The organism is Parabacteroides massiliensis (assembly GCF_900155425.1).
Lineage (GTDB): Bacteria > Bacteroidota > Bacteroidia > Bacteroidales > Tannerellaceae > Parabacteroides > Parabacteroides massiliensis.
Window position 1 is genome coordinate 200,390 of record NZ_LT700191.1, and the last position, 18,053, is coordinate 218,442.

General features: G+C 40.1%; 16 protein-coding genes and 2 tRNA genes. 10 read left to right on the plus strand and 8 right to left on the minus strand.

All coding sequences use genetic code 11. The features are described from left to right. Positions 1 to 6: 6 nt before the first annotated feature. Both BQ9893_RS11890 and recF read right to left on the minus strand, forming a co-directional pair. Positions 7 to 300: a DciA family protein gene (locus BQ9893_RS11890; RefSeq protein WP_075966239.1), complete on the minus strand. Its 294-nt coding sequence runs from the start codon at positions 298 to 300 to the stop codon at positions 7 to 9. Beyond that, complete coding sequence (gene recF, locus BQ9893_RS11895) at positions 297 to 1,400, minus strand: DNA replication/repair protein RecF (protein WP_075966240.1); 1,104 nt, start codon at positions 1,398 to 1,400, stop codon at positions 297 to 299. Before recF ends, BQ9893_RS11890 begins: the two co-directional genes overlap by 4 nt. Positions 1,401 to 1,536: 136 nt before the next feature. Here recF and BQ9893_RS11900 point away from each other — a divergent pair, with 136 nt between their 5' ends. The 10 genes from BQ9893_RS11900 to BQ9893_RS11945 all read left to right on the plus strand — a co-directional run bounded on the left by BQ9893_RS11900 (position 1,537) and on the right by BQ9893_RS11945 (position 13,304). Continuing rightward, complete coding sequence (locus tag BQ9893_RS11900; protein ID WP_075966241.1) at positions 1,537 to 2,223, plus strand: tetratricopeptide repeat protein; 687 nt, start codon at positions 1,537 to 1,539, stop codon at positions 2,221 to 2,223. 77 nt (positions 2,224 to 2,300) lie between these two features. Continuing rightward, a complete protein-coding gene (gene ribH / locus BQ9893_RS11905; RefSeq protein ID WP_075966242.1) occupies positions 2,301 to 2,783 on the plus strand; it encodes a 6,7-dimethyl-8-ribityllumazine synthase in 483 nt (160 codons plus the stop codon). Positions 2,784 to 2,838: 55 nt separating this feature from the next. Next, positions 2,839 to 2,921 (plus strand) — tRNA-Tyr (locus tag BQ9893_RS11910). 10 nt (positions 2,922 to 2,931) lie between these two features. After that, positions 2,932 to 3,004 (plus strand) — tRNA-Gly (locus tag BQ9893_RS11915). A 306-nt stretch (positions 3,005 to 3,310) separates the two neighbouring features. Continuing rightward, the gene (locus tag BQ9893_RS11920; RefSeq protein ID WP_139322604.1) at positions 3,311 to 3,949 is read left to right on the plus strand and encodes a hypothetical protein; all 639 of its coding nucleotides are present in this window, start codon (positions 3,311 to 3,313) and stop codon (positions 3,947 to 3,949) included. Positions 3,950 to 4,046: 97 nt separating this feature from the next. After that, positions 4,047 to 4,364, plus strand: a complete 318-nt coding sequence (locus tag BQ9893_RS11925) for a hypothetical protein (RefSeq protein WP_075966244.1) — start codon at positions 4,047 to 4,049, stop codon at positions 4,362 to 4,364. A gap of 144 nt (positions 4,365 to 4,508) precedes the next feature. Beyond that, positions 4,509 to 5,585: a FecR family protein gene (locus tag BQ9893_RS11930; RefSeq protein WP_075966245.1), complete on the plus strand. Its 1,077-nt coding sequence runs from the start codon at positions 4,509 to 4,511 to the stop codon at positions 5,583 to 5,585. A 202-nt stretch (positions 5,586 to 5,787) separates the two neighbouring features. After that, positions 5,788 to 9,186 carry a TonB-dependent receptor gene (locus BQ9893_RS11935; RefSeq protein WP_075966246.1) on the plus strand — a complete coding sequence of 1,133 codons (3,399 nt, stop codon included), beginning with the start codon at positions 5,788 to 5,790 and terminating at the stop codon, positions 9,184 to 9,186. Positions 9,187 to 9,211: 25 nt separating this feature from the next. Further along, on the plus strand, positions 9,212 to 11,116 hold the full coding sequence (locus tag BQ9893_RS11940; protein ID WP_075966247.1) for a RagB/SusD family nutrient uptake outer membrane protein: 1,905 nt from the start codon (positions 9,212 to 9,214) through the stop codon (positions 11,114 to 11,116). Positions 11,117 to 11,282: 166 nt separating this feature from the next. Beyond that, the gene (locus BQ9893_RS11945) at positions 11,283 to 13,304 is read left to right on the plus strand and encodes a LamG-like jellyroll fold domain-containing protein (protein ID WP_075966248.1); all 2,022 of its coding nucleotides are present in this window, start codon (positions 11,283 to 11,285) and stop codon (positions 13,302 to 13,304) included. A gap of 148 nt (positions 13,305 to 13,452) precedes the next feature. Here BQ9893_RS11945 and BQ9893_RS11950 read toward each other — a convergent pair whose 3' ends face one another. The 6 genes from BQ9893_RS11950 to BQ9893_RS11975 all read right to left on the minus strand — a co-directional run bounded on the left by BQ9893_RS11950 (position 13,453) and on the right by BQ9893_RS11975 (position 17,958). Beyond that, positions 13,453 to 13,995: an RNA polymerase sigma factor gene (locus BQ9893_RS11950; protein WP_075966249.1), complete on the minus strand. Its 543-nt coding sequence runs from the start codon at positions 13,993 to 13,995 to the stop codon at positions 13,453 to 13,455. Between the two features lie 622 nt (positions 13,996 to 14,617). Continuing rightward, positions 14,618 to 14,929 carry a DUF4491 family protein gene (locus BQ9893_RS11955; protein WP_075966250.1) on the minus strand — a complete coding sequence of 104 codons (312 nt, stop codon included), beginning with the start codon at positions 14,927 to 14,929 and terminating at the stop codon, positions 14,618 to 14,620. Between the two features lie 179 nt (positions 14,930 to 15,108). After that, positions 15,109 to 15,477: a preprotein translocase subunit SecG gene (gene secG, locus BQ9893_RS11960; protein ID WP_075966251.1), complete on the minus strand. Its 369-nt coding sequence runs from the start codon at positions 15,475 to 15,477 to the stop codon at positions 15,109 to 15,111. 7 nt (positions 15,478 to 15,484) lie between these two features. Then, entirely contained in the window at positions 15,485 to 16,252 is a 768-nt protein-coding gene (locus tag BQ9893_RS11965) for a hypothetical protein (RefSeq protein ID WP_075966252.1), read from the minus strand. A 2-nt stretch (positions 16,253 to 16,254) separates the two neighbouring features. After that, positions 16,255 to 16,767, minus strand: coding sequence for an LptE family protein (gene lptE / locus BQ9893_RS11970; protein WP_075966253.1), 513 nt, complete (start codon positions 16,765 to 16,767; stop codon positions 16,255 to 16,257). 3 nt (positions 16,768 to 16,770) lie between these two features. After that, positions 16,771 to 17,958: a sigma-54 interaction domain-containing protein gene (locus BQ9893_RS11975; protein WP_075966254.1), complete on the minus strand. Its 1,188-nt coding sequence runs from the start codon at positions 17,956 to 17,958 to the stop codon at positions 16,771 to 16,773. Positions 17,959 to 18,053: the final 95 nt, after the last annotated feature.

Consider the following 18,053-nt stretch of genomic DNA (forward strand, 5'->3'; position numbering starts at 1 on the left):
GTTCTTTTACCTGATCACTATATCTTGTATGACCGTCGAACCGGCATAGTCGTTCAAGCTCTTCACCAGGCGCTCCCGGCACAGCACCAGTTCACTCCTCAGGACGGAAGATGTGAGGGATACGTGCAACACTTTGTCTTTTACATATATATTACGCGTGTACTGTGCGACCATCGGCCCCAATATCTCGCCCCAAGCCCGCTGGACACGGATTTCCAGTATCTTCTCCCGCAACCCGGCGTTGTCTTCAAAAAACTCCCGGATCGCATCGCCCAATGTCTGCGCGTTGCGGTGCATCATTTCGCCTCCTCCATCGGTTGCACTTCGCCCTGTTCGACTCTGAACAGAGCGTAGCCGTGATCGATCGATTGCAGGATGGCGTCCAGGTATTTCCGGTTCGTATCTGTAATGAATATCTGCCCGAACTGGTCACCGCTCACCAACTTGACAATCTGTTCCACCCGGTCGGCATCCAGCTTGTCGAAAATATCATCCAGCAAAAGGATCGGACGCGCTTGTCCCCTGCGGGAAAGAAACACATACTGAGCCAGCTTGAGAGCGATCAGATACGTTTTGTTCTGCCCCTGCGAACCGACGCGGCGGATCAGGCTGCCGTTCAGCGTCATCTCCAGTTCATCCTTGTGAATGCCGGTCGAGGTATAACCGAGTATGCGGTCGCGTTCCCGGTTGGCAGCCAGCATATCCGCCAGGATGCCTTTCTCCAACTGGGAGATATACCGTAAACCCACCTGCTCGGTCGAACGGCAGATCGTCCGGTAATATTCGTTGAAGATAGGAGTGAAATCGTCGACCAGCATCTGCCGCTTCTCATGCACCATCCTGCCGTACATATCCAGTTGCATTTCCAACACCTCATAGAGGGAAGCGTCCGTACACTGGTCCTTCAACAACGAATTCCGCTGAAGCAAAGCCTTATTATACTGTATCAACGCATGCAGGTATGGTTTGTCCTGCTGCGAAATAATCACATCGAGAAAGCGGCGGCGCTCTTCGCTCCCACCTTGTATCAGCTCCGAATCGGCGGGCGAGACCATCACCAACGGCAACAGCCCGATATGCTCCGACAGCTTGTCGTACTCTTTCTTGTTTCGTTTGAACTGTTTCCGCTGCCGCCGGCGGATGGCACAAAATATCTCCTCTTCCCGCCCCTCATAGTCATAGTTTCCCTGCAACACACACATATCCTGCCCGTTGTTGATCAATTGGGAATCGGGCGTGTTGATATGGCTCTTGCAAAAAGAGAGATAATGGACGGCATCCAGCAGGTTGGTCTTGCCCATTCCGTTATTCCCGAAAAAACAATTTATCTCGGGAGAGAAAGAAACTTCTGCCTGGAGAATATTTTTGTAATTGAGTATAGAAAGCTTTTTTAGTATCATCCGCACTATATTAGTCGCACAAAATTAAAAAATATACTTCTAAGTATAGATTTTCTCAGTAAAAAAAACTACTTTTGCGACTTGAATTGCCACAGGCATAAAAACAAAGATAAAATAATAACAACTATAAAACATTATGGCTACTAAGGAAAAAGACACCAACAAAGAGTTAGAGGTCGAAGAAATTGTTTCGAAATCGGAACAGTTCATTGAAAACAATTCAAAGAAAATCATTTATGGTATTATAGCACTCGCTCTCGTTGTTGGAGCTGTTTTGGGTATCAAACACGGATATTTGATTCCGCAGGAGAAAAAAGCCGCAGCAGCTATGTTCAAAGGCGAACAATATTTTGCCAAAGATTCTTTCAACCTGGCATTGAACGGAAACGGTGCGGACTATGAAGGATTCGAAGCGATCATCGATCAATACGGAAGCACATCGGCCGGAAACCTGGCAAAGGCTTATGCCGGTATCTGCTATTTCAAGATGGGTGAAAACGAAAAAGCATTGGACCTGCTGAAATCTTTCAGCGGCAGTGACGAAATGGTCTCTCCGGCTATCACGGGTCTGATCGGCGACTGCTACGTAAACATGGGCAATCTGAAAGAAGGCATCAGCTATTTCGAGAAAGCAGCCAAACAGGCAAACAACGAAGTGATCAGCCCGGCTTACCTGAAGAAAGCCGGTATCGCTTACGAAAACCTGAAACAATACGGTGATGCAGTTAAAGCATACACGACGATCAAGGAAAAGTATTTCAATTCGATGGAAGCTTCCGATATAGACAAATATATCACCCGCGCTTCTGCATTGAACAAATAACGCGTATACACATTATTATAAACAGATAAGAGGATGTCTCGTCAAACAAGGCATCCTCTTCTTTTAAGAACAAGAATATGGCAACAGCTTATCAAAATTTATCGGAGTACGACTTCAACAGCGTTCCTGACGGATCGGAGGTGACTGTCGGGATCGTCGTAGCGGAATGGAACAAGCACATCACCGAAAAGCTATTGGAAGGTGCCTGCAACACATTGGAAAAGCATGGCGTCAAAGCCGAAAACATACTTGTAAAACGCGTACCGGGCAGTTTCGAACTGACTTTCGGTGCAAAAAGAATGGCTGAAACAAAAGAAGTGGACGCCGTCATCGTTTTGGGTTGCGTCGTAAGAGGCGATACGCCTCATTTCGATTATGTATGTTCAGGCGTTACGCAGGGCATCACGGAATTGAACCTTATGTACGACATTCCATTCATTTTCGGCCTGTTAACAACCGACAACATGCAGCAGTCCGAAGACCGCGCAGGTGGCAAGTACGGAAACAAAGGCGATGAAGCAGCTGTTACCGCTCTTAAAATGGTAAATTTTTCTGCCTAAACACTTGCAGGTTTCAAAAATAATCGTACCTTTGCACTGCAATTGAAAATAACGGGGGCAGTTACCAGAGTGGCCAAATGGGGCTGACTGTAACTCAGCTGGCTTTCGCCTTCGGTGGTTCGAATCCATCACTGCCCACAAACAAATTGCGGAAGTAGCTCAGTTGATAGAGCATTAGCCTTCCAAGCTGAGGGTCGCGGGTTTGAGCCCCGTCTTCCGCTCTTGAAAAGAGGAAAATCGAAAGGTTTTCCTCTTTTTTTTATTTGGCAGTCTGCATTTATTTACATTTCTTTGTGTCGAACACATGAAAAATACAAACTTTCTTTTACTGCTATTTCTTACAACAATTGTATTTGCGTGCACAAAGGCAAACACGCAAACAGAAACTGTTATCGAAAAATTTCTGATAGAAGGATCTCTCGTGGCTGAAATCAAAAAGATCCCGCCTGTAGCTATGACCCCGCACAATATTTTCGTATCCGGAAATCATCTGGTTCTATATAATGGCCGTAAAGATACCTTATTCGATGTTTTCACAATCCCGGATCTTGAATGGAAATTTGCAGCCGGGATACAAGGACAAGGACCACAAGATTTCTATCAATTGGAGAGAAGATACATCCATCATCTATTGGGGCGGAATGAACAGCGAAGCCGAATATCTTTTGTCGGATTCTCATTCTAAACCGAAAGAATTAGCTCCCTACCCCGACTGGGACAAGACAGGCAGCCAAGAAGAGCCTATTTTCAAATATGTAAAAAACAGCGTCCTCAATAACGATCATACCCGTTTCATCTCTTTTTACGGATATTTCAAACGATTCCGTATCCTGGATACGGACGGAGATATCATAAAGAATGTAGTCGTAAAAACACCTCCATACGAAGAGGCAATCAAAGAAGAGATGCAAGACCGCACTATCTATTATCACATTCCCCCACACACTAACGGAAAATACATCTATGTTATGTGTAAGAACTCGACTCGCGCAGAAGACAGAATACAGGAATTGCAAGTATGGAACTGGGAAGGAGAACCCATAGCCCGATACGATATGGACCGGAAATTAACCCTTTTCACCATATCCGAAAAAGAAAAGAAACTATATGCCGTAGACGGAGACACAGAAGATGCCATCTATGTATATGACTTACCCCTCCCTTAATTGCATTTTCTAAAGATATTGAAGTAAAAACACTCCTTTCTTCAAAGAATATCATTACTTTTGCTATTGTGTTTACTAACTATAAAAACAAGGATATATGAAAAAGATGAAATGGATATATGCACTACTGGCCATACTCCTGCTGACAAGCTGCGGAACGCTCATGCAACCCTATCAAATGGACAGCAAGATGAAAGACATCGAATTAGGCATGACCAAAAAAGAAGTGATCTCCATATTGGGAAAAGATTTCGAATCGGCAGGCGCCCGCATGACCTCCGAAGGTTCGATCGAAACCATCAGTTACAAGACTGCTTCCATGAGTGAAAACACAGAAGGGTATTACCTGTTAAGTTTCAAAGACGGAAAACTGATCGAATGGTTTAAGGAAAAATATCCGGCACATAACCACTGATATTCAAAAGACAAAAACTCTTTTTCCTAAATCAAAACCTATTAATATCATGAATACAAAGAAAAATATAAAAAAAACAGAAAACATAGAGTAGGTTTATTCCACTTCTCCGTCATTAATATATAGAGAACAGACTATATAGCTATGCGGAAAAAAGAAAACATAGAAGAAGAGGAACAACATCTTTGGATAACTTGCTTTCGTTCAATGGAAGAGGAAATTCCTGAAGCGGAAATAGATCAGCATTGGAAAGAATTGAATCAAAAATTGAAAAAAGGTAATAGCCTACGAAAGTTCCGGTACATTTATATACAGGTAGCTTGTGCAGCAGCCATGTTACTCGGCGTGCTTTTCGGAACATACCATTATTGGATTTATGCACCTAATTCCATAGAAAAAGCAATCGCGTCGTTAGAGGATTCCGTTATAGATACGACCAGACAAGTGACTCTCATCACGCATGCTAACGAAAGGATAATAGCCGGCGAAAAAGCATATATCAGTTATTCCCAACAAGGAAAAACATTTGTCAACAAGCAACAGGTAGAAATTGGGAAACAAAAGACAGAGTATAACCAGTTGATCGTTCCTAAAGGCCAATCTTCACGCCTGATGTTAGCAGACAGTACTGTGCTCTATATCAATGCCGGAACCAAAATACTTTATCCGAGCGTATTTGCTGATAAATACAGAGAAATTTATGTAGATGGAGAAATCTTCATCGAAGTAAAGAAAAACACGAAGCAACCATTCATCGTAAAGACACCGGAATTCGATGTGCGGGTGACAGGGACAGCATTCAATGTCTATGCCTATAAATCCATGAATGAAGCAGAAGTTGTTTTGCTTAGAGGCGGAGTGCAGGTAAAGGATCATGCAGGTCATGAAACAACAATAAAGCCCAACGAATTATTAAAATTAACTGATGGCATTACACAATCCACTTATAAAGTAGATGCTTCCGAATATATAGCCTGGACAAAAGGACGCTTTCCTCTACAAGACCGTAGCATGCGGAGTATCCTGCAACGGCTTGGTCTTTACTATGGTTGCGAGATAACTTGCGATGATGCAGTCAGCACTTTATCGCTACAAGGAACCATCGATATGAGTGTTCCTTTGGTTAAAGTTTTCGAACGTATTTCCAAAATACATCCTATCAACATTACTCAGAATACAAAAGGATATCATTTGACAATTAACCTTAATACTAATCTTTAAAATAATTTGTGCCTATGGGGAAGGATAAATGACACACACCAATCTAATATCTACTATTATGTAGACATTTTATCTAATCTTGATTTTATATCATATTATAACATGGACTATCATACAAAAGCGAGTCCGGACAACTCCTACATCATCCGAACTCTGCTGGGATAGACATTTTATGTCCTAAAATTAAAAATATTACAAATATATGAATTCTTTGAAAAGGAAAGCTCTCCTTGGAGCGATGTTAGTATTTTTTTACATAGCTTTTTCTATTCCTGCATACGCGGCTGAGCCACAAGAAAAAGTATTTACATTTGAAATGCATGATGTTGCCTTACAGGCTGTTTTCAATCACATCGAAAAAAATAGCGATTATGTATTTTTGTATTCTACGAACAAAAGTATCTTGAAAAAAGTAGATATCAACATTCATGAGAAAAGCCTCAAACAGATATTGGATGAACTTTTGACGAATACGGGACTGACCTATGAAATTGATGGGAAACAGGTTATCGTGAATTCTATCCAAGAATCAACCAACCAGCAAGAAAAGGGCAAACAACAAAATGAAAAAAAGAAAGTGATACGAGGTATTATCACTAATGCCCAAACGTCTGAAGCGGTTATTGGAGCAACTATCATGGTGAAAGGAACAACCAATGGCACTACTTCCAATGTTGACGGCGAGTTCACATTAGAATGTTCCGAGGGTGACAGCTTGGCAATCTCTTTTATCGGTTATGAAGAAGAAAGACGCGTGGTGGATAAGACCAATATTTATACAATTGCATTGAAAGAAGCTACTGAAATGTTGAGTGAAGTGGTTGTAACAGCTTTTGGTGTCGGACAAAAAAAAGAATCATTAGTAGGTGCAGTCCAACAAATTAAGCCTCAAGAATTAAAAGTACCGTCATCCAGTTTGAGTACTGCCTTTGCCGGACGTATGGCCGGTATCATTGCCGTTCAACGCAGTGGCGAACCTGGAGCCGACGGGGCTAATTTCTGGATACGCGGTAAGTCTACATTCAGTGGCGCGACTGGAGCCCTAATTATCATGGATGGTGTAGAAATCAATTCCTCTGAGTTAAATTCACTTGATCCAGAAGCCATTGAAAGTTTTTCTATACTAAAAGATGCTACAGCTACAGCCCTGTATGGAACTCGCGGTGCTAACGGTGTGATGATAGTCACTACTAAAAATGGCAAGAACTTAGATAAACCCATAATCAACTTCCGCATGGAAGGTTCCATTTCTTCCATGACGCGAACCCCCGAAATGGTTGACGGAATCACTTATATGGAAATGTTTAACGAAGCGGTCTCCCGTCCCGGTTGCGACGTTGCCCCCTATTCCCAAGAGAAAATAGATGCAACAAAGGCAAAAGTGAATCCATATATATATCCGAATATAAATTGGTATGACGAGATGTTTAACAATAGCGCATTCTCAGAAAGAGCGAACTTGAACATACGGGGAGGCAGCTCAAAAATGGACTATTTCATGAGTGCAAGTTTTAAACATTATGGAGGACATCTGAAATCATTAAGCGAAGATTACTTTTCTTATAATAACAATGTGCGTAACTTCAATTACGATTTCATCAATAACCTGAATGTATACCTTACTTCGACAACAAAGATTTCACTGGGTTTGAATTTATCTGTTGCAGACAAAAAATCACCAGTTGCCAATGTGGATAACATATTTCAGTCAGCATTGAAAGCCAACCCTGTAGATTTTCCTATACTTTTCCCGTCTGACAACCCTGACAGTGACATCGTATTTTGGGGAGACAAACAAGGAGGTACCCAAGGACAAGGTTGGTACGGAAATCCTATTGCCAACTATGTTACCGGATATAAAAGCAATCGTCAAACAACCATTACGGCTAATTTCAAGCTAACGCAAGATTTAGCGATGATAACCCCGGGATTAAAATTCAATGGATTATTCTCTTTTAAAAATTACAGTTATTCCATGGTCACCCGCCAAGCCGGTTATAATCACTACTATTTGTCTTCTTATGATCCAGAAAGTCTTGATTATGAAATTTCCCGTATTGGAGATGAGGTAAGTACAGCTTTGCAAAACGACGGTTCCCAGGGAGGTAATCGCAAAATGTATTTTCAAGCCATTTTGGATTACAACCGTACATTCAATGAAACCCATGATGTAAACCTGATGTTTCTATATAATCAAGAACAATATGAAATAAACGGTCCAACAGATTTTTTCTCTTCTCTTCCACAGCGCAAACAAGGTATTGCCGGACGAGCTTCTTATTCATACGATGGACGTTATTTTGCTGAAGTCAATTTTGGTTATAATGGTTCCGAAAATTTTGCTAAAGGACATCGCTTCGGCTTCTTCCCTTCCGTAGCCTTAGGATACAATATCTCAAACGAAAAGTTTTGGGAACCTATACGTTCAGCTATTTCCAATTTGAAAATCAGAGGATCGTGGGGATTGGTAGGTAATGATGCCACAAATGCCGGTCGTTTTGCTTACATGGAAGACTTAGTGCTTGGCGGTAGTAAAAGTTATACTACAGGTTTAGATCAAAATACGTCTTACGCTGGCCCTATATGGAACAGATACTATAATCCAGACTTAACATGGGAAGTCGGAGAAAAAATAAATTTGGGTATAGACCTGCAGCTATTCAACGATTTGAATGTAACATTTGATATATTCAAAGAGAAAAGACGTGACATTTTTATGACACGCGAGAATTCTGTTCCTGAAATCATGGGTACTGGTAACACTAAAATCACTTCTAATAATGGAGAAATGGAAAATAAGGGCTTGGATTTTGCAATAGACTATAACAAGCAAATAAATAAAGATCTTTTCTTATCTTTCAAAGGGACATTTACTCTTGCTCACAATAAGATATTAAAAATGGACGAACCTCCTTATTGGGAATATCCGGGCTTATCAAAAGTGGGACACTCGATGGGAGTCTATTTGGGATATGTAGCAGAAGGATTATTTTCAGACCAAGCAGAAATTGATAATTCACCACGCCAAGATTTAGGTTATAATCCATTGCCAGGTGATATCAAATACAAAAATCAACCCAATGCCGAAGGTCAATATGATGATATAATCAATAGTAACGACCGTGTTCCCATAGGGCATCCGACTGACCCGGAAGTTGTATACGGATTTGGTCCGTCTGTGAAATGGAAGAACTGGGATTTTTCTCTCTTTTTCCAAGGGGCTGCCCGTTCTTCTTTAATGATGTATGATATACATCCCTTTGGAACTCTTTCCATTAAAAGTATGTTTCAATTTATCGCGGATGACCATTGGAGTGTGGACAATCCAAATCCTCAAGCTCAATACCCCCGTTTGACCAAAGACGATAACAACAATAACACTCCATATTCTACATATTGGTTGAAAAACGCAGCTTTCCTGAAATTGAAAAATGCAGAAATCGGTTACACCTGGAAAAAAATGCGTTTCTATATAAGTGGAGCGAATTTATTAACATTCTCTCCGTTTAAACAGTGGGATCCGGAAATGGGAAGTGGAAATGGACTTCGCTATCCTACACAAAGAGTGTTTAATATCGGTTTCCAAATGACCATACAATAATCAATCATTATATATATATCATATTATGAAACTAAAATATTTATTCCATAGCTTCCTCTTATTATTGTTAGGATTATCTTCTTGTAACTATCTGGATATTGTTCCGGACGAAATTGTAAAAGAAGAAGATACATATGAAACTCCAGAGTTAGTACGAGACTACCTTTACTCTTGTTATGCTTATTTACCTGCCAATAGAGATATTAGCAGCCATGGTTATTGGATGACGTGTGGTGCAGAGATTTCTTTCTATCGGAAAGAAAAATTCTCGACTTTCAATGAAGGGACCTACGGACCTTCCAGTCTACACATGACCGTAGACACCTGGTCTCCCATTTGGGAAGGTATCCGACGGTGTTATATGTTCTTAGATATTTTGGACAAGGCAAAAGGATTAGTGCCTTCAGACTTACAACATTATCGAGGTGAAGCTAATTTTCTGATTGCCTACTATCATTTTCTATCTTTACGCCTATACGGACCGACATGTATTATAGATAAATTATACGATCCAAAACTGGATACATCCGAGCTTCCGGAACGTAGCAGTTTTGACGATGTCGTAGATTTTATAAATCGTAAGCTGGATGAGGCTTTCCCTGATCTGGCTACCACTTATTCAGGTGTTGATTTCGGTCGAGCCACACAGGCTGCGGTGTATGCATTAAAATCCCGTATGTACTTATATGCTGCTTCTCCCCTATTCAATGGAAATAGTGACATGTATGCCGATTTTAAAAGTAAAATAGATGGAAGACATTTAATTTCTCAAGAATATTCCGTAGATAAATGGAAAAAAAGTGCACAAGTCACATTGGAAGCCATTCATGAATTAGAAAAATTAGGTTTTCGTTTATATGACGATCAAGATGCAGGAAAACCGGATGAAAAACGTCCCTGTTTATCCAATCCGGCCCAACGCCGTATCCGCTATTCAGTTTCCGATTTCTCAATACTAAATCCGGAAGTGATTTTTGCCGATACAAGAAAAGAAGGACATTATGATATCCAGAACAGATCCATTCCCAGACAATTCAAAAAGATTGTATATACTGGATCCGGAGGTATCGCACCGACACTGCAAATGGTAGAATACTTCTATACCAAAAACGGTTTACCCATCAATAAAGATAAGACCTATGATTATGACGGACGCTTTGATATTATTGAATTACCTATAAATTATGACGGAAATAACTACTCCGATGTCAGTAACGGTACTTCTATAAAGTTACATTTGGATAGAGAACCACGTTTTTATGCCAACATTGGTTTCCATCATGGCTTCTTTGAGATTACCAAATATGACGGGCAATTAACTAATGCGGATCCGGCAAAACGGGTTATCATTGAAGAATTACGTAATAGTGACAAACATGGTAAACGTAATCAAGATTTATATTATTCCGTGACGGGTTATCATAATAAAAAGTTAATTCATCCCAGCTATGAAACCGGACCAGTAAAGTATCCATTACCTATTTTCCGTATGGCAGAAATTTATTTGAATTATGCTGAAGCTCTGATTGAAATAGGTGAAGATCTGCAAACTGCAAAAACTTATATCGATAAAATTCGTATTCGTGCCGGTATTCCAACCGTTGATGAGGCTTGGAATAATTATTCCACGCAACCTGGTTATCAAAATACACAAGAAGGTTTGCGAGAAATCGTAAGACAGGAACGTTTATTGGAGTTCTATTTGGAAGGATATAAATTCTTTGACATTCGTCGTTGGAAAATTGCAGAAAAATGGTTGGGAGTTCCCGATTTAGGCTTGAATGTATCTGCAGATGATGACGAAGGCTTCTTTCAAATACACGAAGTTCCTTTAGCACGTAACTTCCACAAAGGACAATATCTAATGCCGATACCGATGGATGAAACGAATAAGATGCCTCAGTTGGTACAAAACCCATATTACAATTAATATGAAAACAGATTTATGTTAATATAGTATTTATCTCCTTGAGAATCAAAATTGGCACAAACAGAATCCGTATGTAGCTGATGAATTCTCAAGGAGATTAAGAAAAAAACATAAACTAAAACAATAACAAATCCAACCATATACGATCAATTTAATTTAAATAAACATGAAAAAACAACTATTTTTACTATTAGGAGTTGTTTTTCATTTATCATTATATGCACAAACAAATTTTGCAGTACATATAGACGGTAAAGATAACAACTTACGCATAGGAATGGATAGCATTTGTCGTAATTGGACATTAGAAGCATGGATCAAACCTGATGACGATGTTTGGAAAGAGCAAGAAGTCATTATTGGTGGAGGAGAATACAGTAAATTAAATTCTTTGGATTACTTGCCATTAATAATAAAAAAAGGATATTTATATAATTTCGGAGCAGACCTTACCGGATGTAAACTTCCGGTAAATCAGTGGAGCCATGTGGCAGCAACTTGCAATGGCACTTCTATCAAACTATATCTCAATGGCGAAGAGGTTGCGCATAAAGATACAGCCACAGTTATCTTACCTGGAGCCATCGGCATTAATGAATCTTCCAATAGTATTTTTGGAGGACTAATCGATGAGGTCCGAATATGGACCACTGGATTAACCAAGAAAGAGCTGAAAGCCTGGATGTATCGCCCGTTAACTAACCGTCATCCCCAATTTGATAAATTAAAAGGGTATTACAATTTTGATGATTTATCCGACGATATTTCCCTTAATAGAGCAGCAGAAGGACGCATGTCTTTCCACATACGTAATGGGCGTTTGAAACAGTATGAGAAACAACCTTTGGCTTATATTGTAGAGAATGATAATAAACTGTTTCATACTGATTTAAAAAAACAAAAACTATTCAAAACAGTCGTATTGCCGACAGAATGGGATGCGCAACAAGGGGAACATGACTTTCAATTATTGAAGTTAAAAATAGAAACACAAGGAAAGCAAAATCCAAAATCAGTAAGAGAATTAACATTAGATTTTAGTACTTGTTCCTCATTAGCAGATATTGAACGGATACATGTTTATAATGCAGGTTCAAAACCACATTCGGAAACTCTCATAGAATTAATAGAAGGTGGTTTGCAAGTAAAAAGTTCTAAAATTACAATTCAACTTCCAAAAAATGAATTCACTCAATTAAAACACGGAACTAATTATATATTAATAACGGCAGACATTGCTGCAGATGCGTCTTTGGGTAATCGCATTGAAGCATATCTTAAAACAGTGAAAATTAATAACAAATATATTCTCCCGATTCATGCTAAAGACTGTTTACCTATTGCGATTACAACAAACAGCTATAGCAATCCTAAAGTCTTAAGAGTTTTACAATGGAATATTTGGCATGGAGGTAACCACCTTGGGAAAAATGGACCTGAACGTATCATCAATTTGATAAAACATTCTAACGCAGACATAATAACAATGCAGGAAGGATATGGTTCTCAAAAAAAAATAGCTGATGCCTTAGGTTTTTATTTACAGACACCTTCTCTAAAAGACAATCTGTGTTTATACAGTCGTTATCCATTAAAGAAAATAAACACGAAGAACAAATTCTTTTCCAATCCTGCGTTTGTTCAAATGCCAAATGGTAAAGAAATTTATGTAAATGGCTGTTGGCTACGATATGCTCATAGACCAGCATATGCAAGTTCTATAGCTAATTATGGGATGAAACCTTCTGGATGGGTAGCAGAAGACAGTATATTGGGGTTAGTCGATATCCAACGATTAATAGAGAATGATCTATCTCCTTATATTAGTGAAAGCACACCCATTATTATCGGAGGTGACTTCAATTCCGGTAGCCATTTAGATTGGACACATAAAGCGGCTCCCCTTCATTTTGGATATGTAGCAGAAGAGTTACCTATTTCACGTTATATGCAAAATAATGGATTTAAAGATACTTTCCGTGAAATATATCCTAACGAAGCAGAACGGGGGGAAGGAACATTTGCTGTAATATATGGACAATCTCAAACTTCTCGAATAGACTTTATTTACAGTAAAGGTAAGAATTTAAGGACCTTGTCATCTAAGATTGTACGTACAATGCCAGAAATCGACGATGTATGGCCTAGTGATCATGCTGCCGTATTAACTGTATTTGTTATAGAATAGAAGCTTTTATAAGCCTCCGGTAAACCTCGTGTTTTCTGCAACTTCTTTCATCAGTAACTTCATGGCTAACAAAATGTTATGACAGTACGAAAAGAAGTTGCAGAAATATAATATACTGCGGATACGCACAATATTCTCGAAAATCCTCCTATTTCTGATTGAATAGAATCCGCAATTTACGGATAGATTTAGACAAAGAATTCATAGATGATTGTGGGCTGATATTCAAAACTTCGGATATTTCTTTATGGGATAAATTTTTTATGTAAAACAAATAGAGAATTTGTTTCTGTTGTCCCGATAATGATCGAATAGCTTGTATCAGATTCTGTCGTTTTCGCAACTCATTATCATCTTTAGAATGCAATTTTCGCAAAATAAGATCATCCTCTGGAATAAAAAAATCCATTTCGTCAATGCTGATCGTTTCTTTCCGACTACTATAATAATCATATACTGTATTACGCATTGCATGAAGCAGATAGACCTTCAAATTGGTTATCAAATTGATTTCTTCTCTTTTATGAAGTTTAATAAAAATATCTTGTATAAAATCTTGAACTAAATCAGGATTACAAATTAACTTCATACCATAATTATACAATAAATTGTAATATTGCTTATATGAAACTTCTAATGTCTGTGAAATATTATTTTCCTTGTCACCTTTTGTTGAGTCTTGTTTACTCATATATGTATAAACACCTTTTGATATATGTGGCTAAGATAGTAAAAAAATATAATATAATTCATTATGATTAAATTCATAAACAAAATATTTGATGAAAAATAAAGCCAGATATTATTTCAGCTTTTTTCAATCTCTCATTAAGAATAATTTCAAAATATAATCTTGTATCTCTTATATAAGATTTGCAAAAGAACCATCATACTATCATTGTTACTCTTTAGGGTTTGTCATTCAAGGCCTCAAGGCATGATAGTTCCTGGTTTTAACTATCATGCTACCATCATGCGACTATCATGTTTTTTGCTGGTAGTTTTATCTATATTATTGATAATATGACACTTATGCTTATATGAATTAAACTAATCATTTACAGGCATAATGGTCTTTTGTGTCAAAAACACATATTCCACCGGATCAAAAGCTGAAACAGGGCATAAATGTTTTCCTAACAAGGCAGATAAACAGTTCCACATCCCCGTTTCGGTTTCATGGAGACCCGGATCTTCACATCCTCCACACCCGGGTCTCCCATATCCCGACACCCGGATCTAAAAAAGTTTTTCAAGCTGTTTCAGGGAAAAATCCTATATAGATCGCTGATTAAGCATAAAGAACCTCGCGATTAAGGCTTATGTTCCGGATAAGTACGTTTGGGATTCTTGGGAAACCAGCCTTTCAAGACGCGTTCTTCCTGTTCGAAAACTTCCTTTATCGTCCAGAAAGAAGAAAAAGCAAAGACACCGCAGATAGCCGAGACGAAAACGCTTTCAATCAGCAGGGAAGCGACCGTTCCTGCTATTCCCAAAACGAGAAAGATCCACCAGCATTTCGTGCCCCAATAATATTCAGCTTTCACTACAACCGGATGAAAAAAACCGATAATCAAAAAAGTTACAATGCCTATCAACAGTCCGTCAAAGTTAATCAAGTCCATACTTACATTTATGAATTAAAACCGGCAAATCTGCCTGTAGAGACAAAGATACAAGAAATATGCATTGCCCACGATAAATTATTCCTATCCACTCATCGATAATTCCATAAATAAAACAAAAAAAGAGGCATCCTTATTGCAGGACGCCTCTCTATATTATCTGGTAAATCCGTTTCCGATTAGTTAGCCGGAGTTTCTTCATCGGAAGAAACAGGTGCTGTTGCAGGCTGCTGGGCTGTACCAAAGTCAGGAGCAACCGTATTCGGGTCGATTGTTACAGCATTATTTATCTGTTCTTTGATTTCAGACTGATTCGTGTGCTGGGCTCTCGGAATGAAAGCAGTAATCACAATACTCAAAACAACAACAGTACCGGCAAGGGTCCAAGTTGCTTTTTCAAGAAAGTCTGTGGTTTTGCGTACCCCCATAATTTGGTTGGAAGAAGAGAATCCTGAAGCCAGACCTCCACCTTTCGAGTTCTGAATCAATACAATCAAGATCAATAGTATAGATGCGATCAGGATTAAGATAGAAATAAATACGTACATCTTTGTTTTATTTTTTAGTGTTAATAATCAACTTTTCCAAAAATCTGATTTGGTCTGCAAAGTAAACATTTTTTTCTGGATATTTCAAGTTTAAGTTTTTAATTATTTGCAATGCTTTCTCATATCGCTTCTGTTTTACATAAATATGAGCCAATGTTTCCGTAAAATAGGAATCGTCCAGCGGTTTATGCTGGCTTTCCTCCAACTCTGCCAGGTTTCCGGGAGCAGACGCTTCGGCTGTCTCCATATCCAGATTCAAGCCGCTGCCGGGAGTTCGTTGCTCTTCGTTTTTGATAAAAGAATCGATCAGGTCGTGGTGCTGCAAACGGACTTCTTTTTCCTCTTCTTTTTCTTCCGCCTGCCCGTTTTCTTTCGTCAGCGACCAATAGATGTAATCTGACGAAACGGACGGCTGGAACAAAAGAGAGGCATCTGCTTTCGGTTCTTCCTCCTCACGATTGGACAGGAAAGCATCGATCAATGAAAAAGCATCTTCACGGACCGGCTTTTCTTCTTTCACGGGCTGGAACTTCAAACCGAACCGCTCTCCTTCTATCAAGGTAAACAACTTCCTGCGGTCAGGGACATAGACCGCCATCTTCTTCAATTCTGCTCCAAAACGTATATCGTTCAAGACCGACAGGTTCTTCAGGTAAAGCATCCGGGCAATCTGGAAATACGGAAACTCATCAACTATCTGCTTTAACTGCGGAAGTGTTTCCTCAGTCAGCAGAGCCGGGTTCTCCATCAGTCGATATAGATCATCAGCTTTCATTTCTACCAGTTGGCAACCGTTGCATTATAAATTTGATCGACAAGTTCGTCTATAATCTCTTCCGACAACTGGTCCTGTACCTGTTGCAACATCTGGGTCGCATCAAATTCGCGGTATGCCGAAAAGCTCTGCTCGAAATCCTCATCCGGATTCACCCGGTTGGAATAACGAACCCGCACCGTGATCGTCAACTTGGTCTGCGATGCATAAGCATCTTCTTTCACAGCCATAGGAGTCAGGTCGTAGCCGGTAATTTCGCCTTCCAGATCCAAGTCGCCGTTGCTACCCACCAACTGCAAGCGGGTCTGACGGATATAGATGTCCTTCAGTGCTTCCGTAAACTTTTGCGAAAGAGGCGGATAGACTAACGGAGCCTGATTCGGGAAATCTTTGATCGTTATCGTCTTGACTTTCGTATAATCGATCGAAGCGCCATTAAACTTATAGGAGATCGAACAAGCCGTCACAATCAGCCCGATCAGGCAGAAAAGCCATATCTTTTTATTCTTCAACATCTTTTATTCCAGATTATATTCTTTTATTTTTCGGTAAAGCGTCCGTTCCGATATCTTCAGATCGGCCGCGGCATTCTTACGGCGACCGTTATGTCTCTCCAACGCCTTACGGATCATCTCTTTCTCGACCTCTTCCAACGACAAGCTTTCCGCCTCTTCCACTGCTTCGGCTTCCTGGATGGGAGGAACCGGACGGACGGTATGGATCGGATGGGGATAGGCAGCCGATTCTTCCGGCACCTCGATCGGCATTTTGCCTCCCATGATGTCATGCACCAGCTTCTTCAGCTCATTGACATCCTTCTTCATGTCGAACAGCACTTGATACAGAATCTCGCGTTCGCTGTTGAATATCTTCTGGTCGGAATCTTGCTTGACAAGGACCGGATATTTCTCGATATTCAGGTCCGGCAAATAAAGACGGAGCACCGATGCGGTGATATCCCGGTTTTCTTCGATAACAGAAATACGCTCCGTTATGTTTTTCAGCTCCCTGACATTCCCCGGCCAACGGTAGGAAAGCATCAACTGGCGGGCTTCCTCGTCCAAACGGATCGGCGGCATCCGGTATTTCTCCGCACAGTCGCTGGCAAATTTCCGGAAAAGCAAGATGATATCCTCTCCACGCTCACGCAAAGGAGGAACTTGGATAGGCACTGTACTCAGGCGGTAAAACAAATCTTCACGGAATTTTCCTTCCGCTACGGCTTGCGTCAGATTGACATTTGTTGCCGCAACGATGCGGACATTCGTTTTTTGGACCTTGGATGACCCGACACGGATAAACTCTCCTGTTTCCAAGACACGCAACAAACGTGCTTGCGTAGGGGTGGGCAACTCTCCCACTTCATCCAAAAAGATCGTCCCGCCATCCGCGACCTCGAAATACCCTTTACGGTCGGACAGTGCTCCCGTAAAAGAGCCTTTTTCATGCCCGAACAATTCCGAATCGATCGTGCCTTCGGGAATGGCACCGCAGTTCACGGCTATATATTGTCCGTGTTTACGCGGGCTGTTCTGATGTATTATCTGAGGAAAAGTTTCTTTACCGACACCACTTTCGCCGGTAATCAGCACAGACAAATCTGTTGGAGCAACCTGTAGGGCTACATCGATAGCCCGGTTCAAGGCGGCATTATTGCCGATAATTCCAAAACGCTGTTTTATCTGCTGCACGTCAACCTTTATCATAATTTCTTCTATTATCTGTAATTATTTCAGTTTTATCTGCCAAAATTACAAATCTTAATCCAATTAACCGAATCCGTAAGCAGTTTCTATACAGC

What these genes read in the sequence shown, in the direction of transcription:
- ribH (WP_075966242.1), top strand. Translation starts at nt 2,301, where the DNA reads ATGGCAACAGCTTATCAAAATTTATCGGAGTACGACTTCAACAGCGTT.
- BQ9893_RS11940 (WP_075966247.1), top strand. Translation starts at nt 9,212, where the DNA reads ATGAAACTAAAATATTTATTCCATAGCTTCCTCTTATTATTGTTAGGA.
- BQ9893_RS11930 (WP_075966245.1), top strand. Translation starts at nt 4,509, where the DNA reads ATGCGGAAAAAAGAAAACATAGAAGAAGAGGAACAACATCTTTGGATA.
- BQ9893_RS11920 (WP_139322604.1), top strand. Translation starts at nt 3,311, where the DNA reads ATGTTTTCACAATCCCGGATCTTGAATGGAAATTTGCAGCCGGGATAC.
- BQ9893_RS11890 (WP_075966239.1), bottom strand. Translation starts at nt 300, where the DNA reads ATGATGCACCGCAACGCGCAGACATTGGGCGATGCGATCCGGGAGTTT.
- BQ9893_RS11900 (WP_075966241.1), top strand. Translation starts at nt 1,537, where the DNA reads ATGGCTACTAAGGAAAAAGACACCAACAAAGAGTTAGAGGTCGAAGAA.
- BQ9893_RS11950 (WP_075966249.1), bottom strand. Translation starts at nt 13,995, where the DNA reads ATGAGTAAACAAGACTCAACAAAAGGTGACAAGGAAAATAATATTTCA.
- BQ9893_RS11965 (WP_075966252.1), bottom strand. Translation starts at nt 16,252, where the DNA reads ATGAAAGCTGATGATCTATATCGACTGATGGAGAACCCGGCTCTGCTG.
- secG (WP_075966251.1), bottom strand. Translation starts at nt 15,477, where the DNA reads ATGTACGTATTTATTTCTATCTTAATCCTGATCGCATCTATACTATTG.
- BQ9893_RS11955 (WP_075966250.1), bottom strand. Translation starts at nt 14,929, where the DNA reads ATGGACTTGATTAACTTTGACGGACTGTTGATAGGCATTGTAACTTTT.
- BQ9893_RS11935 (WP_075966246.1), top strand. Translation starts at nt 5,788, where the DNA reads ATGAATTCTTTGAAAAGGAAAGCTCTCCTTGGAGCGATGTTAGTATTT.
- recF (WP_075966240.1), bottom strand. Translation starts at nt 1,400, where the DNA reads ATGATACTAAAAAAGCTTTCTATACTCAATTACAAAAATATTCTCCAG.
- lptE (WP_075966253.1), bottom strand. Translation starts at nt 16,767, where the DNA reads ATGTTGAAGAATAAAAAGATATGGCTTTTCTGCCTGATCGGGCTGATT.
- BQ9893_RS11925 (WP_075966244.1), top strand. Translation starts at nt 4,047, where the DNA reads ATGAAAAAGATGAAATGGATATATGCACTACTGGCCATACTCCTGCTG.
- BQ9893_RS11975 (WP_075966254.1), bottom strand. Translation starts at nt 17,958, where the DNA reads ATGATAAAGGTTGACGTGCAGCAGATAAAACAGCGTTTTGGAATTATC.
- BQ9893_RS11945 (WP_075966248.1), top strand. Translation starts at nt 11,283, where the DNA reads ATGAAAAAACAACTATTTTTACTATTAGGAGTTGTTTTTCATTTATCA.